Source organism: Massilia sp. LXY-6 (genome assembly GCF_051233485.1).
Classification (GTDB): Bacteria; Pseudomonadota; Gammaproteobacteria; order Burkholderiales; family Burkholderiaceae_D; genus Telluria.
This window is the reverse complement of the sequence record NZ_JBKFGF010000018.1, coordinates 122,433-135,629: the sequence shown is the minus strand read 5'-3', so window position 1 is coordinate 135,629 and position 13,197 is coordinate 122,433. Positions and strand designations below refer to the sequence as shown.

General features: G+C 66.1%; 14 protein-coding genes. 6 read left to right on the top strand and 8 right to left on the bottom strand.

Going from position 1 to position 13,197, the window contains the following annotated elements; all coding sequences use genetic code 11:
• Positions 1-122 precede the first annotated feature (122 nt).
• On the top strand, positions 123-839 hold the full coding sequence (locus ACI48D_RS09485; RefSeq protein ID WP_435570973.1) for a 2OG-Fe(II) oxygenase: 717 nt from the start codon (positions 123-125) through the stop codon (positions 837-839).
• Here the strand turns inward: ACI48D_RS09485 and ACI48D_RS09480 are convergent.
• The 4 genes from ACI48D_RS09480 to ACI48D_RS09465 are packed head-to-tail and all read right to left on the bottom strand — an operon-like array spanning position 836 to position 4,868.
• On the bottom strand, positions 836-1,789 hold the full coding sequence (locus tag ACI48D_RS09480; protein WP_435570972.1) for an MYG1 family protein: 954 nt from the start codon (positions 1,787-1,789) through the stop codon (positions 836-838). The two genes, ACI48D_RS09485 and ACI48D_RS09480, sit on opposite strands and share 4 nt — an antisense overlap.
• Positions 1,790-1,812: 23 nt before the next feature.
• Positions 1,813-3,684, bottom strand: a complete 1,872-nt coding sequence (dxs, locus tag ACI48D_RS09475) for a 1-deoxy-D-xylulose-5-phosphate synthase (RefSeq protein ID WP_435570971.1) — start codon at positions 3,682-3,684, stop codon at positions 1,813-1,815.
• Positions 3,685-4,593 (bottom strand): polyprenyl synthetase family protein, encoded by a 909-nt coding sequence (locus ACI48D_RS09470; protein ID WP_435570970.1) that lies wholly within the window; start codon positions 4,591-4,593, stop codon positions 3,685-3,687. It lies immediately after the preceding gene.
• Entirely contained in the window at positions 4,590-4,868 is a 279-nt protein-coding gene (locus ACI48D_RS09465) for an exodeoxyribonuclease VII small subunit (protein WP_435570969.1), read from the bottom strand. Before ACI48D_RS09465 ends, ACI48D_RS09470 begins: the two co-directional genes overlap by 4 nt.
• 428 nt (positions 4,869-5,296) lie before the next feature.
• On the opposite strand from ACI48D_RS09465, the gene ACI48D_RS09460 reads away from it, so the two are divergent.
• From ACI48D_RS09460 to ACI48D_RS09450, 3 genes are read left to right on the top strand one after another with little or no spacing between them, the layout of a single operon-like run.
• Entirely contained in the window at positions 5,297-6,412 is a 1,116-nt protein-coding gene (locus ACI48D_RS09460) for an aromatic ring-hydroxylating oxygenase subunit alpha (RefSeq protein WP_435570968.1), read from the top strand.
• Entirely contained in the window at positions 6,412-7,329 is a 918-nt protein-coding gene (locus ACI48D_RS09455; RefSeq protein WP_435570967.1) for a DMT family transporter, read from the top strand. Before ACI48D_RS09460 ends, ACI48D_RS09455 begins: the two co-directional genes overlap by 1 nt.
• A 20-nt stretch (positions 7,330-7,349) precedes the next feature.
• Positions 7,350-8,207 (top strand): sulfurtransferase, encoded by an 858-nt coding sequence (locus ACI48D_RS09450; protein ID WP_435570966.1) that lies wholly within the window; start codon positions 7,350-7,352, stop codon positions 8,205-8,207.
• A gap of 3 nt (positions 8,208-8,210) precedes the next feature.
• Here the strand turns inward: ACI48D_RS09450 and ACI48D_RS09445 are convergent, their stop codons facing one another.
• The 3 genes from ACI48D_RS09445 to ACI48D_RS09435 all read right to left on the bottom strand — a co-directional run bounded on the left by ACI48D_RS09445 (position 8,211) and on the right by ACI48D_RS09435 (position 10,099).
• Complete coding sequence (locus ACI48D_RS09445; RefSeq protein WP_435570965.1) at positions 8,211-8,354, bottom strand: hypothetical protein; 144 nt, start codon at positions 8,352-8,354, stop codon at positions 8,211-8,213.
• A 74-nt stretch (positions 8,355-8,428) separates the two neighbouring features.
• Positions 8,429-9,178 (bottom strand): ZIP family metal transporter, encoded by a 750-nt coding sequence (locus ACI48D_RS09440; protein ID WP_435571120.1) that lies wholly within the window; start codon positions 9,176-9,178, stop codon positions 8,429-8,431.
• 108 nt (positions 9,179-9,286) lie between these two features.
• On the bottom strand, positions 9,287-10,099 hold the full coding sequence (locus tag ACI48D_RS09435; RefSeq protein ID WP_435570964.1) for a dienelactone hydrolase family protein: 813 nt from the start codon (positions 10,097-10,099) through the stop codon (positions 9,287-9,289).
• A gap of 169 nt (positions 10,100-10,268) precedes the next feature.
• Here ACI48D_RS09435 and ACI48D_RS09430 point away from each other — a divergent pair, with 169 nt between their 5' ends.
• Both ACI48D_RS09430 and ACI48D_RS09425 read left to right on the top strand, forming a co-directional pair.
• Positions 10,269-11,018 carry a hypothetical protein gene (locus tag ACI48D_RS09430; protein ID WP_435570963.1) on the top strand — a complete coding sequence of 250 codons (750 nt, stop codon included), beginning with the start codon at positions 10,269-10,271 and terminating at the stop codon, positions 11,016-11,018.
• Between the two features lie 278 nt (positions 11,019-11,296).
• On the top strand, positions 11,297-11,788 hold the full coding sequence (locus tag ACI48D_RS09425; RefSeq protein ID WP_435570962.1) for a hypothetical protein: 492 nt from the start codon (positions 11,297-11,299) through the stop codon (positions 11,786-11,788).
• On the opposite strand, the gene ACI48D_RS09420 is transcribed toward ACI48D_RS09425, so the two are convergent.
• Positions 11,772-12,992, bottom strand: a complete 1,221-nt coding sequence (locus ACI48D_RS09420; protein ID WP_435570961.1) for a DUF4382 domain-containing protein — start codon at positions 12,990-12,992, stop codon at positions 11,772-11,774. The two genes, ACI48D_RS09425 and ACI48D_RS09420, sit on opposite strands and share 17 nt — an antisense overlap.
• Between the last annotated feature and the right edge of the window lie 205 nt (positions 12,993-13,197).

Here is a 13,197-nt window from a genome sequence, read left to right as displayed (position 1 = left end):
TCTCAACATATAGGAATGTTACGTTTCCGAGACAACATTAAAAATGCAAAGCGGAAATCACACGGCCGCGTCGTGGGCGGCTGGCGTCGCACGATTTCGCGTATGCTCCTGAAAACATTTCCATGACGATCATGACAGACGATTTCATCGGCATCTACGACAACGCGCTTACCGGCGAGCAGTGCGCCCGCATCCTGGCGCGCTTCGACAGCAGCGACAAGCTCGTGCGCGGGCGTACCGGCACCGGCGTGGACGTCGCCAAGAAGGACAGCTGGGACCTTACCATCACCCAGCATCCGGAGTGGCAGGACGTCGCCGCGCTGATGGCGTCGACCCTGCGGCGCCACCTGGCGCACTACGTGGACCGCTACCGCGCACTGGTGCTGGGCGCGCTGTCGCCGATGGTCGCGCATCCGTCCACCGGCGAGCCGGTCGCGCTCTCGCTCGACAACTTCGACGAGTGCGGCCGCCCTCACCTCGACGCGCTGGTGCAGGCGATGTACCGCTGCGGCCCGATCAACCTGCAGAAGTACCTGCGCGGCAGCGGCGGCTACCATCACTGGCATTCCGAGATCTACCCGCAGAACGCCAGCTGCGAGACCCTGCACCGGGTGCTGCTGTTCCAGTTCTACCTGAACGATGCGACCGATGGCGGCGAGACGGAATTCCTGTACCAGGGCCGCAAGGTGGAAGCGAAACAGGGCCGCCTGATCATCGCCCCGGCCGGCTTCACGCACACGCACAAGGGCCATGTGCCGCACAGCGGCGACAAATACGTGTCGACTTCGTGGATCCTGTACCGGCGCGCGGAAGAACTGTTCGGGCAGCGCGCCGCTTAAGCCTGCCCCTGCTCGACCTCGCGCAAGGCCTGCAGCGCCATCGCGTGGATGCCCTCGTAGGACTTGGCGGCGGCGATGAAGCGGCCGTTGTGGCAGAAGCCGGCGTCCGCCACGCCGGTGACGGCGGCCAGTTCGGCATCGCGCAGGCCGGCCCAGGATGCCGGCAGATCGGCGCGCGCCTCGAAGGTGTCGGCGGTGGCCGGCACCGTGTGCAGCATGTAGCGCTGCTCGCCCAGGTTGTGGCTGATGACGAACAGCACCTTGGGCATTTCCTTGCGCACCACCGAACTCCAGGGCAACGCGCTGTTTTTCAGATATAACAGACGCCCCTCTTCCAGCACCTCGGCCTGGCGCACCTGCTGCAGCGCCAGCATGGCGCCGACGCGGTACTTGACGGCGTTCGCCATCACGTCGGTCAGGAAGTCCATCGCGCGGCGGAACTGGCTCAGGCGGTAGACGTCGGCGGCCTCGCCGTAACCCAGCCGCTCCTCGTCCATCCAGTTCAGGTTGTAGCCGGAGACCACGGCCGACAGGCCATAGCCGCCGGGCGCGTTCTTGGCGGCGCCGACGTCCGACAGGTCGAGGTATTGCACGATGTCGGCATCGATGGCGTAGGCGATCTGCTGGGCGGTGTCGTCGCCCAGCAGCTGCCCGGTGTACTTGGCGGCCAGCGCGGCGACGCAAGGGCCGCCGTATTCGCGCCATACCAGGCCGGCGCTGGCATACGGCACACCGGTCTGGCGCGCGCCGCTGAAGCCCTTCTGGTGATGGTCGAAGCGGCCCGTGGCCGGGTCCCAGACGCCGCCGACGTCGATTACGATATCGGCGCGATCGATGATGGCCTGGTCGCGCGTGCGCACGAGTTCCGCCTCGGGGTGCAGCACGGTGATGACGGCAACGGCCCAGGCATCATCCGCATGGAATTTACCGCCGTGGGTGACGATCAGCATGGTCGGCCTTGCTCAGTTGTTGCTTAGTTGTTATTCACGACCAGGCGCGGCTCGCCGATCCCGAAACGCTCGCGGATCGACTTGCCGATGCCGTGCGCGTCCAGGCCGACGGAAGCCAGCAGCACGCCCGGGTCGCCCTGGTCGATGAAGCGGTCCGGCAGGCCCAGGATCAGCAGCGGCTTGACGATGCCCTCCGCCGCCAGCGCCTCGGCCACGGCGGAACCGGCGCCGCCCATGGTGCAGCCCTCTTCCACCGTCACCAGGTAGTCGTGGTCCTTCGCCAGGCGCTTCACCAGCTCGACGTCGAGCGGCTTCACGAAGCGCATGTCAGCCACGGTCGCGTTCAGGTCCTCGGCGGCCTTCAGGCTGGGAGCGACCATCGAGCCGAAGGCCAGGATGGCGACGCCCTTGCCCTGGCGTTTCACCAGGCCCTTGCCGATCTCCATCGTGCTCAGTTCGGACTGGATGCTCGCGCCGACCCCGGCGCCGCGCGGATAGCGCACCGCCGCCGGGCCCGGGTAGTGGTAGGCCGTGGTCAGCATCTGGCGGCATTCGTTCTCGTCGGACGGTGCCATCACGACCATGTTCGGGATGCAGCGCAGGTAGGCCAGGTCGTAGTTGCCGGCGTGGGTGGCGCCGTCGGCGCCGACCAGGCCGGCGCGGTCGAGGGCGAAGGTCACGTCCAGGTTCTGCAGCGCCACGTCGTGGATCAGCTGGTCGTAGCCGCGCTGCAGGAAGGTCGAGTAGATCGCCAGCACCGGCTTGACGCCTTCGGTCGCCATGCCGGCGGCGAAGGTGACCGAGTGCTGCTCGGCGATACCGACGTCGAAGTAGCGCTCCGGATACTGCTGGTGGAAGCGCACCATGCCCGAGCCTTCGCGCATCGCCGGCGTGATGCCGATCAGGCGCTTGTCGACGGCCGCCATGTCGCACAGCCAGTTGCCGAACACCTCGGTGTAGGTGATCTTGGACGGCGCGGTGGCCGGCTTGATGCCCTCGCTGGGGTTGAACTTGCCGGTGCCGTGGTACAGGATCGGCTCGGCCTCGGCCAGTTTGTAGCCCTGCCCCTTCTTCGTCACCACGTGCAGGAACTGCGGCCCCTTGAGCCTGCGGATGTTTTCCAGGGTCGGGATCAGCGAGTCGAGGTCGTGGCCGTCGATCGGGCCGATGTAGTTGAAGCCGAATTCCTCGAACATCGTGGCCGGGACCACCATGCCCTTCGCGTGCTCTTCGAGCTTCTTCGCCAGTTCCAGCATCGGGGCCGGCAGCACGCTTTTTCCCACGTTCTTGGCGGCGGCGTAGAACTGGCCCGACATCAGGCGCGCCAGGTAGCGGTTCAGCGCGCCCACCGGCGGCGAGATCGACATGTCGTTGTCGTTCAGGACCACCAGCAGGTCGACGTCGTCCTCCACGCCGGCGTTGTTCAGGGCCTCGAAGGCCATGCCCGCGGTCATCGAGCCGTCTCCGATCACGGCGATCGCCTTGCGCTTCTCGCCCTTGATCTTGGCCGCCTGCGCCATGCCCAGCGCCGCCGAGATCGAGGTCGACGAGTGCGCGGTGCCGAAGGTGTCGTACTCGCTCTCGTCGCGCTTCGGGAAGCCGGACAGGCCGTTGTGCTGGCGCAGCGTCGGCATGCGGTCGCGGCGCCCGGTCAGGATCTTGTGCGAATAGGTCTGGTGGCCGACGTCCCACACGATGCGGTCTTCCGGCGTATTGAACACGTAGTGCAGTGCGATCGTCAGCTCGACGGTGCCGAGGTTGGACGACAGGTGGCCGCCGGTCTTGGATACCGAGTCGAGCAGGAACTGGCGCAGTTCGGTGGCCAGCGGGATCAGCTGGGTGCGCGGGAGCTTGCGCAGGTCCGCCGGGTCGTTGATGGTCTCTAACAGTTTCATTTAGGCCTTCCGCTGCACGATCAGGTCTGCCAGTTCGCGCAGCCGCAGTGCTTGTTCTCCGAACGGCGCCAGCGCCTCATGCGCCTGCCGCCGCAGTTGTTCGGCCAGCGCCTTGGACGGCTCCAGCCCCAGAATCGACACGTAAGTCGGTTTGTTCGCCGCGGCGTCCTTGCCCGCGGTCTTGCCGAGGGTGGCGGAATCCTCGGTCGCGTCCAGCACGTCGTCCACCACCTGGAAGGCCAGGCCGATCGCGCGCGAATATTCTTTCAATGCGTCCATCTCCTGCGGCGCCAGGTCCTTCCCGCAGAGGGCGCCGAGCAGCACCGAAACGCGCAGCATGGCGCCGGTCTTGAGCTGGTGCATCCGCTCCAGCTCGTCCAGCGTGAGGCTCAGGCCGACGCTGTCGAGGTCGATGGCCTGGCCACCGCACATGCCGCTCGACCCGGCCGCTTCGGCCAGCAGGCGCAGCATCTGTATCAGCCGCGCGGGGGCGACCTCGGCGGCGCCTGCCAGCACCTCGAAGGCCTGGGCCTGCAGCGCGTCGCCGACCAGCAGCGCGGTCGCTTCGTCGTAGGCCACGTGCACGGTCGGCTTGCCGCGCCGGAGCGCGTCGTCGTCCATGCACGGCATGTCGTCGTGCACCAGCGAATACGCGTGGATCATCTCGACCGCGCAGGCGGCGCGCGCCACCGCATCCGCATCTTCCCCGTCGGCGGCGCCGAACAGGGAGCCGGCGGCATGGACCAGCAGCGGGCGCACGCGCTTGCCGCCGCCCAGCACCGTGTAGCGCATCGCTTCATGCAGCCTGGCCGGCACCAGCGTGGGCGCGGGCAGGAAGCGCTCGAGCGCCGCTTCGGTGCAGGCCTGCACATGCTCCATCCAGGCGCGGAAATCGGGCTGCGCACTCATTCGTCGTCCTCGCTATCGGCGCTAAAGGGCTTGAGCATGTCGCCCTCGAGCACCTTGACCTGCGATTCCACCTTTTCCAGCTGGGCCGCACAATAGCGCACCAGTTCGGAGCCGCGCGCATAGGCGGCAACCGATGCTTCCAGCGGCAATTGTCCGCCTTCCATTTGCGTGACCAGCTGGGCCAGCTCGGCCATCGCCTGCTCGAACGACGCGGCGGCCGGCGTTCCAAGAGGTGCGGCGGCTACGGCGCTCTCCGCGCTTGATTTATTTGGCATAATGAATTGTTCGGTTCGGGGCTCGGCTTTCCTGGCGACATGTGCGATGGCACTTGTGCAAGGCGCGACAGTCTAATCGCTTATTGTAAACAATCCTACCCCTGCATGCCGGTGTGACTGACGCCGCCATCTTGTAAGCAAAGACACATTTTATCCCACTCTGCCCGCCGATTCATGAAAACGATGCCCTACAGGCAATTTTTAAGCACACGGGCACCACAAGCTCGCGCCGGACCAAGCCCGGATGAGCCTTTACAGGCTATAATCTCCGGTTCTGTCTCCGAAATACCGTATTCTTTTTTTTAATGGGGCGAGAAAAACCGTACACGGCCGCGAATGCGACGCACCACGGGTTTTTCGACGCCTCAAATACTGGTTCTCGGATTCTTTCTCTTCTTTGGCTGAAATTTGTGTAAAGGGGGGTTGGGATGTCCGATCTGGCTACCCACGCCAAGCTGGCTCGCTCGTGCGCGCAGCTTCCGGTAGATGTCTACTTCGACCAAGCGCTGATGCAGCGCGAAATGCAGCACCTGTTTCTGAAGGGCCCCCGCTATGTCGGGCATGAATTGATGGTTCCCGAACAGGGCGATTTCGCGACCCTGAAATCGGAGAACGAGGGGCGCATGCTGGTGCGTAACGCGCAGGGCATCGAACTGCTGTCCAACGTCTGCCGTCATCGCCAGGCGCTGATGTTCAATGGCCGCGGCAATGCCAGCAATATCGTGTGCCCCCTGCACCGCTGGACCTATGACCTGAAGGGCGAACTGATCGGCGCGCCGCACTTTGCCGATACGCCCTGCCTGAACCTCTCGAAGACGCCGTTGCAGAACTGGAACGGCCTGCTGTTCGAGCAGAACGGCTACAACGTCATGGACAAGCTGGGCAAGCTGTCGGTGACGAAGGACCTCGATTTTTCGGGCTATATGTTCGACCACGTCGAGGTCCACGAGTGCGACTACAACTGGAAGACCTTCATCGAGGTCTACCTGGAGGACTATCACGTCGAGCCCTTCCACCCGGGCCTGGGCAACTTCGTCAGCTGCGACGACCTGCGCTGGGAATTCGGCACCGACTACAGCGTCCAGACCGTCGGCGTGCACCGCGGCCTGCAGAAGTCCGGCTCGCCGGCTTACCGGAGGTGGCAGGAACAGGTCCTGAAGTTCAACAACGGGCAGGCGCCGAAGCATGGCGCGATCTGGCTGACGCTGTATCCGAACATCATGGTCGAGTGGTATCCGAACGTGCTGGTGGTGTCGACCCTGTGGCCGATGGGTCCGCAGAAGACCCGCAACGTGGTCGAGTTCTACTACCCGGAGGAGTTCGTGCTGTTCGAGCGCGGCTTCGTCGAGGCCGAGCGCGCGGCGTACATGGAAACCTGCGTCGAGGACGACGAGATCGCCCTGCGCATGGATGCCGGCCGCAAGATCCTGCTGGATCGCGGCGTCAACGAAGTGGGACCCTACCAGTCGCCGATGGAAGACGGCATGCAGCACTTCCATGAGTGGTACAGAAGTAAACTCGACGCAATCCCTCCAGGAATCTGATGCCTGCCTTATGGATGTTATTTGCCAGCTTCGCGTTCGCCGCCATGGGCGCGGGCGTGAAGCTGGCCTCTTCTTTCTACTCCACTTCCGAAATCGTCATGTACAGGGGCCTGGTCGGCACCCTGATCCTGTTCCTGACGGTGCGCCTGCAGGGCGGCACGTTCCGGACGATGTTCCCGAAACAGCACCTGGTGCGCAGCCTGGTCGGCGTGACTTCGCTGTGGATGTGGTTCTACGCGATCGGCAAGCTGCCCCTGGCCACCGCCGTCACCCTCAACTACATGGCGCCGATCTGGATCGCCACCTACATGTTCTTCGTCGGCTGGTGGCATGCCAAGGGCCAGACCGAATGGCCGCTGGTGCTGGCGATCGGCATGAGCTTCGTCGGCGTGACCCTGGTGCTGCGCCCGGCGGTCGAGACCAACCAGTGGCTGGGCGGCGCGATCGGCCTGCTGTCGTCGATCGTCTCGGCGATGGCGTATATGCAGGTGCGTAACCTCGGCCAGATGGGCGAACCCGAATACCGCGTGGTGTTCTTCTTTTCGCTGACCACGACCCTGGCGGGCCTGGGCGGCACCCTGCTCGAGAACGGCCCGGCGACGCCCTTCCACGCGCATACCTGGCACAGCGGCGTGCTGCTGCTGGCGATCGGCATTCCCGCCCTGCTCGCGCAGATGGCGATGACGCGCGCCTACCGCCTCGGCAAGGTGCTGGTGGTGGCCAACCTGCAGTACACCGGCATCATCTTCTCGAGCCTGTGGGGGATGCTGCTGTGGGGCGACGTGTTCGACTGGCACGTGTGGCTGGGGATGGGCGTGATCCTGGCCTCCGGCATCGCCGCGACGTTCTACAATACGAAGAGCACGGCGCGCGGCGCCGTCGTCAAGGAAACCGATCCTATCGCCAGCGAGGCGTAAGCATCGTGAGGAGACTGCCCATGTACACGACCCTGATCGAACCCGCCGCCCTGGCTGCCCACCTGGGCGACGCCAACTGGGTGGTTGTCGACTGCCGCCACGACCTGGTGAACCTGGACGCCGGGCGCGACGCCTATGCGGCCGGCCACCTGCCGAACGCGCTGTTCGCGGACATGGAGCACGAACTCTCCGGACAAAAACGCGATGCCGGCGGCGCCTTCCGCGGCCGCCATCCGCTGCCGGAGAAGGATGCCTTCATCGAACTGCTGCGCTCCTGGGGCGTGAACGACGATACCCAGCTCGTGGCCTATGACGCGCACGGCGGCATGTTCGCGGCGCGCCTGTGGTGGATGCTGCGCTGGGTCGGGCATGAAGCGGTGGCGGTGCTGGACGGCGGCCTGCCGGCATGGCAGACGGCAGGAATGCCGCTCTCCACCGATACGCCCGCGGCACGCCCGCGCGGCAGGATCGCCGCACGCGCGCCGCTGGCGACGACGGTGGACGTCGGGACGGTCCTGCACAACGTGGAGCATGGCGGCCGCACGGTGGTCGACGCGCGCGCGCCGGACCGCTTCCGCGGCGAGAACGAGACCATCGACCCGGTCGGCGGCCACATTCCGGGCGCGAAAAACCGCTTCTTCAAGGACAACCTTCAGCCCGACGGCCGCTTCAAGGCACCGGCACAACTGAAGGCCGAACTGGGGGTGGCGGTGGGCGATCCGAAGAGCGCCATCATGCAGTGCGGCTCCGGCGTCACGGCCTGCCACAACCTGCTGGCTCTGGAAGTGGCCGGCATGCCGGGCGCAGCCTTGTATCCGGGTTCGTGGAGCGAATGGAGCGCCGATCCGGCGCGGCCGGTGGCGACGGGTGCCCAGTAAGGCTCAGTGACTCAAGTCATAGGGGGCGGGCAGGAAGTCCGCCAGCGTAAAGACGACGACCGACAGCAGCAGCACGCCCAACACATAGCCGAACCGCCAAGGCTTCTCGCGCAGCGCCACAAGCAATTGATTGACCAGCCTTACCATGCTTCCTCCACGTAGGTGACGGATCAGCATAGGCTGCAAAGAATTCGCCTGTCAACATCCAGGCACAAGTTTCATCAATGTCCGTGCGTCAGGAGCAGCACGATCACCACGCCCAGGCCGATCAGCAGCAACTGGGGAATCGACTCGTGCACGGTGGCGCGGCGCTGCATCTGCGGCATCAGGTCGCTGACGGCAATGTAGATGAAGCCCGAGGAAGCGAACACCAGGACATAGGGAATCAGGCCGCTGGCCTTGTCCAGGGTGTAGTAGCCGAGCAGGCCGCCGCCGACGGCGAGCATGCTGCACAGCAGGTTGAAGACGTAGGCGCGGGCGCGCGAAAAGCCCGCGTTCAGCAACACGATGAAGTCGCCGATCTCCTGCGGGATCTCGTGGGCGATGATCGCCACCCCGGTCACGATGCCCAGCTGCGGATTGGCGAGGAAGGCCGCCGCGATCAGGATCCCGTCCGTGAAGTTGTGCATGCCGTCGCCGATCAGGATCATCCATCCCGCCTTGCCCGCCTGGTGCGCATCGTGCCCGTGGGCGTGGTGATGGCCGTCGCCCTCGTGGTGATGCGAATGGCGCAGCAGCGCCACCTTTTCCAGCACGAAGAAGGCCAGCAGCCCGCCCAGCAGGGTCGCGAACAGGGCGCGCGGGTCGACATGCGACTCGAACGCCTCGGGCAGCGCATGCAGCAGCGAGGTCGCGAGCATGATGCCGACCGACAGGCTGACCATGCGCTCGACGACCTTCGACAACAGGGTGAAGGAGAATACCGCGGCAGCCGTGATGCTGACGATGCCCGCCAGTCCGGTGGCCAGCAGGATGGAGATGAGAACGGGGTCGATCGTGAAGCCTCTTGTTATTCTTGGTCCGCGCGTCCGGCGCGCAAGCCGGGCATTGTACCGCGCCCGGCCTGCATGCGTGCGCGCTCAGGCCACGCCATGTTGCCGGAACCAGGCCAGCGCGCGGGTCCAGCCATCCTTCGCGTCCTTCTCGTTGTAGCTCGGGCGGTAGTCGGCATGGAAGGCATGGCCGGCATCCGGATAGACCACGAACTCCGACCCGCTCGCGCCCTGGGCCAGCGCCGCCTTCATCCTGTCGACGGTGTCGAGCGGGATACCGGTGTCCTTGGCGCCGTACAGGCCGAGCACCGGCACGCTCAAGCCGGGTGCGATGTCGACCGGGTGCCGCGGTGTGTTCGCGGTCGCCTCCCCCACCAGCCGGCCGTACCAGGCCACGCCGGCCTTGACCTTCGGATTGTGGGCCGCATACATCCAGGTGATCCGTCCGCCCCAGCAGAAACCGGTGATGCCCAGCTTGTCGGCGTTGCCGCCGTTGTTCGCGGCCCAGGCCACGCAGGCATCGAGGTCGCCCATCACCTGGGCGTCCGGGGTCTTCGAGACGATGTCCTTCATCAGCGTAGGGATGTCGGCGATCGTCGACGGATCGCCCTGGCGCACGAACAGGTCCGGCGCCAGCGCCAGGTAGCCCTGCCGCGCAAAGCGGCGCGCGACATCGGCGATGTGTTCGTGCACGCCGAAGATCTCGGACACCACCAGGATCACCGGCAGATCGGCCTTGCCCTCGGGGCGGGCGTGGTAGACGGGGAAGTCCTGGCCGTTCACGGTCAGCTTCACGGTGCCGGCATCCAGGCCCGCGGTATCGGTCTCGATCACGGAATGGGCCGCCACCGGCAGCGTGGCGGCAGCGAAGCCGGCGCGATCCTGTACGAGGTCTTTCATATGCAATCCTCCGGTCGGGGTAACAATGGATTGCTATCTTAGCAGTGGGCGCCGGGTTGCGCCGACGCGACTCAGCCGCGCATGCGTGCGCCCGCCGGCCGCGAACCGCAGGATACTGCAGGGGCCGCCATGGCGATGCGCCAGCGCGGCGTTGACGGGGGAGAACAATATGAACTCTCGTACGACGGGCGGCCTGGCCGCCACCTTGGCGCTGGCGCTGGTCCTCGGCGCGGCGCCGGCGCGGGCCGGCACGGCGAGGCACGGGACGGCCAGCATCGGCAACATCGGCTACCGGCTGATCGACCTGACGCCGAATGACGGCATCGCGCCCTCGATCGAGTTCAGCTCGATCACGGGTTCGCGCTATACCCTGGTGAATCTCTACCCTGCTCCCGCCTATCAATCGGCCCCGGATTACCGCATGAACTTCGGCGAGCAGGCCACCACGCTCGAAGGGCCGGGCGGCTCGGCCGGGGGCAGCGTCCAGGGCGGCATCTTCAGCGCCACCATCGACATCGGCGCCAACTCTGCCGACGCCACCTCCTCCGACAGCGGGATCTTCTTTTCCCTGTCGCCGCATACGACAGTGATCTTCTCGGCCGACACCAGCGGCGAACTGGCCTTCGATCCGGGCCAGGCCGACATGACGGCGAATGCCAGGCTGCGGGTCGAGATCTATCCCGACGACGGTACCGTGCTGACCTATACCTCCGGCGTCCACATCGAGCTGCCGGGCCGGGAGACGCTGCCGGCCTCGCTGTCGTTCAGCGCCGGCGACAGCGAACTGAGCGGCCGGCTGGACCACACGGCCTATGTGCTGGCGACCGTTGCGCCGGTGCCCGAACCGGCGCCGGCCGCCATGCTGCTGGCCGGGCTGGCGCTACTGCCCGCCGCCCGGCGCCGCCCGCAACCCGGATAAGCGAGGCATACCATGAAACCGATCCGCCCATTTGCCGGCCTGCTTGCCGGCGTCCTGCTTGCCGCCGCCCTTCCCGCGGCCGCGGCGACCGGCCCGCGACCGCCGCGGCCTCGATCGGCAGCTTCAGCTACAGGCTGATCGACCTGACCCCAGGCGACGGCCAGGCGCCCTCGCTCACGCTGGGCCCGTGGTCGAGCGCACCGTTCGCGATCATCTACAGCGATACCGGATACAAGGGAGACCAGCTGGTCCAGGATTTCCGCCATGAGGACGGGGAAGTGCATGCGCAATACGGAAACGATACGTACAGCGCCGGCGTCAACTTGCAGGACGCGCATGCCGGGATCGGGATGGGCGACCGTTCGGGGCGCGCCGAAGCGTCGACCTTTTCCTATTTCACGCTGTCGCCGAATACCCGGCTGGAGTTCCTGGCCTACGCCACGGGCAGCACCGCCGCGGATGCCGGCAGCCAGGCCTACGCCGACGCCGGCCTCTACGGCAAGCGTTTCGCCGGGTCGACGACCCCGGAGACCGACATCTACGACATGCTGTTCGTGAACCAGCCGGGATCGCAGCAGCGCTTGGTGGAAGTCGACGTCGTCAGCGGCGCAGAGCCGGTCAGCGGCTATATGACGGTCTCCGCCAGAGTCGGGGCCAGCAATTCGGCGCCGGCGGCGCCGATCCCGGAACCGGCGCACGCCGCCATGCTGCTGGCCGGGCTGCTGCTCCTGCTGCCCCGGCTCGGGGACAGGTTCAGGGCGCCAGCGTGAAGTCGACCTTGGTGGCGCTGGTGGCCGAGATGTCGACCATCGTGATCGTCTTGGCCGTGTAGCCGGTGCCGGATGCATCGACGCGGTACTTGCCCACGCCCGGCTGCACGGTGGCGCTCGGGGTCAGCACCAGCGGCCGGGCCGTGCTGTAGACGGCGTACTGCGGCGCCGCCAGCGGCAGGTTGGCGATCGTATAGGCCCCGGTCGCGAGGTCGGCGCCGGCATACTTGACGGTGACGGTCGGGCCGGCCGCGAAGCTCTGCTTGGCGGCGACATACGCGGCCTCGGTGGCGTTGGCCGGCAGGCTTACGGTGCCGCTGATCGAACCGGTGGCGCTGGTGGCCAGGGTCAGCGGCGCGCTCGCGGTGCTGAGCGTGGTGCTGCCGCTGGCGGCCACCGGCACGGCGCCGATCACGCCTGCGGCGCTGTTGTCGGCCGTGATGACCACGTCGTAGTTACCGGCCGGCAGGTGGGTCAGCGAGAATGCGCCGGTGGTCGGATCGGGCACGGTGGCGCCGACGATCGCGCCGTTCTGCTGCGCCGAGACGCTCACGTGGCTGCCCAGCAGCGAGGTGGCAACGTAGCCGGAAATGCCGGTGGCCAGCGCCGGGACGACCTTCACGACCGGCTTGAGCAGGTAGCGGCCCTTGCCTTGGGTGACGACCGACTTGCAGGCGTCGAAATCGAGCACCAGGTCGGCGCTCTGGCCGGCGGCGACGTCGAATTCGTTGCTCAGCTTGATGCCGCTCTGGACCGCGCTCGGGGTGCTCAGGGTGGTCTCGGTGCCGCCGCTCGGCACCACCGAGTTGGCCAGGCCGGTGCCGATGTTCGCGTCCAGCACCAGGCGGATCTGCGAGTAGTGCCCGGCCGGCAGCGTGGCCTGGCCGAGCGACTCCAGCACGCCGTTGGTCAGGTTCAGCAGGTTGATCTTCTTGGCCGGGCTCAGGGTGATGTCGGTCCAACCGCCGTCGGTGTCAGCGGCGGTGGCGCTGGCATTCACGCGCACCTTGTTGACGGTGACGTTGACGGCATCATAGCCGCAGGCCGGGGCGTCGGTCAGCGAGACCTTCAGCGTGCCGGCGGTGGAGACCGGGGCCGGGGCGGACGATCCGCTTCCGCCACCGCCGCCGCCACAGGCGCTGAGTGAAACTGCTGCAATGACGCTGCCGGCGAACAGGCCGGCCTGACGGAACGTGGTCTTCATAATAGTGTTGCCTTTCATGTTATTGCCGCGTGAATACGGTTCAAGCAATATACATTCTGGACAGCAACTTTTATGTTAAGCAACGTACATTGAAACTTCTACTTACAACTGATACAGCTGGGCGTGGCGTAAACACAACCGTTAAATTAATTGAACAATAAGGGGCTCAATGCGCGGAGGCACATACTCAATGTGCGGAGGCGCA